Below are 1,826 nucleotides of genomic sequence, written 5' to 3' on the forward strand. Positions count from 1 at the left end.
TCAGGCGGCGCTCCTGGCGGCTATTGCTTTTGTGTCGAGCATGAGGCGTCCGTCCTCGATCCTGACCGGGTAGGTGCGGACGACCTCGGTGTCGGCACCCTGCGCCTGGCCGGTGGAAAAGGCAAAGACCCGGCTGTGCAGCGGGCAGGTGACGGCGTCGCCGTGCACGATCCCCTCGGAGAGCGGCCCGCCCCTGTGCGGGCAGGCGTCGTCCAGCGCATAGACCTCGTCCAGCGCCGTGCGGAACACCGCGATGCAGCCGAGCGAGGTCTTCACCACCCGCGCGCCGCGCACGGGGATGTCGTCGAGCGTTCCGATATCGGTCCAGGCGGTCATTCCGCGGCCTCCAGGTTGATCGTTGCCAGGGGGGAGGACCAGGATTTCCGCTCCTCCTCGGTGACCAGCGCCGCCCAGGGGTCGGTCTGGTAGACGCTCTGCGAGATGTCGAAGCGCGCGTTCAGCGCCTGGCGCTCCGCCGGGTCCGCGAGGGTGTCCTTGACCCAGTCGAGCCCGACCTTCGCCACCCATTTGTAGGGCCGGTCCAGATACTTGGCGTTCTCGCGGTAGAGCTGGACGAAGGCGGTCGACCACTCGATCGCCTCCTCCTCGGTGGCGACATCGACGAGCCGCTCGGTCTCCTTCACGTCCATGCCGGCCGCGCCCGCGACGCCGATCTGGTAGCCCGAGTCGACGCAGATCACGCCCACGTCCTTGCAGGTCGCCTCGGCGCAGTTCCTCGGGCAGCCCGAGACCGCGAGCTTGACCTTGTGCGGCGTCCAGGACCCCCAGAGCCGCTTCTCCAGCTTGATGCCGAGACCGGTGGAATCCTGCGTGCCGAAGCGGCACCAGTCCGAGCCGACGCAGGTCTTCACCGTGCGGAGCCCCTTGGTATAGGCGTGGCCCGAGACCATGCCCGCGTCGTTGAGCTCCTTCCAGATCGCCGGCAGGTCCTCCTTGCGGATGCCCAGCAGGTCGATGCGCTGGCCGCCGGTGACCTTGACGGTGGCGTTGAACCGCTTGGCGGCCTCGGCGATGGCGATCAGCTCCTCGGGCGTGGTGACCCCGCCCCACATCCGCGGCATCACCGAATAGGTGCCGTCCTTCTGGATGTTGGCGTGGTTGCGCTCGTTGACGAAGCGGCTCTGCGGGTCGTCCCTGTACTCGAGCGGCCAGTCGGCGAGCAGGTAGTAGTTGACCGCCGGGCGGCAGGCATGGCAGCCGTCCCTGGTCTTCCAGCCGAGCTCCTGCCAGACGGCCTGCTGGGACTTCAGCTCCCGCGCCTTGATCAGGCGGCGGACCTCCTCGTGGGAAAGCTCGGTGCAGCCGCAGACCGGCTGGGCCTGCGGCACGACGAAGCCGTCGCCCAGGGTGAGGCCGAGCACCTGCTCGACCAGCCCGGTGCAGGTGCCGCAGGAGGCCGAGGCCTTGCAGGTCGCCCGCAGGCTGCCGATGTCATGGGCGCCGGCATTGATCGCGGCGACGATGTCGCCCTTGGAAACGCCGTTGCAGCCGCAAATCTCTGCCTCATCCGGCAGCGCTGCAACGGCCGCCATAGGGTCCAGCGGCTGTCCCCCCTGGAAGGCCGGCCCGAAGATCAGGGTCTCGCGCATCTCGGAGATGTCGGTGCCGTCCTTGATCAGGCCGAAGAACCAGCTGCCGTCGGCGGTGTCGCCGTACATGACGGCGCCGAGCAGGCGGTCGTCCGCGATGACGAGGCGCTTGTAGACCCCGCGGGCGGGATCGCGGAACACGATGTCCTCGCGCCCCTCGCCCTCGGCGAAATCCCCCGCCGAAAACAGGTCGCAGCCCGTCACCTTGAGCTTCGT

2 protein-coding genes are annotated in these 1,826 nt (G+C 68.7%); both read right to left on the reverse strand.

What is annotated here, in order from left to right; all coding sequences use genetic code 11:
• A complete protein-coding gene (gene nirD, locus HCC78_RS32390; protein WP_172332796.1) occupies positions 1-336 on the reverse strand; it encodes a nitrite reductase small subunit NirD in 336 nt (111 codons plus the stop codon).
• Positions 333-1,826 (reverse strand): (2Fe-2S)-binding protein (locus tag HCC78_RS32395; protein WP_172332797.1); only part of this gene is annotated, 1,494 nt, incomplete at its 5' end. The genes nirD and HCC78_RS32395, both read right to left, overlap by 4 nt.

This window comes from Mangrovicoccus sp. HB161399, assembly GCF_013184745.1.
In the GTDB taxonomy this organism is placed as follows: Bacteria; Pseudomonadota; Alphaproteobacteria; order Rhodobacterales; family Rhodobacteraceae; genus Mangrovicoccus.

Bases quoted from the DNA above. Each gene is read 5' to 3' on its own strand.
- nirD (WP_172332796.1), bottom strand. From the start codon at position 336: ATGACCGCCTGGACCGATATCGGAACGCTCGACGACATCCCCGTGCGC.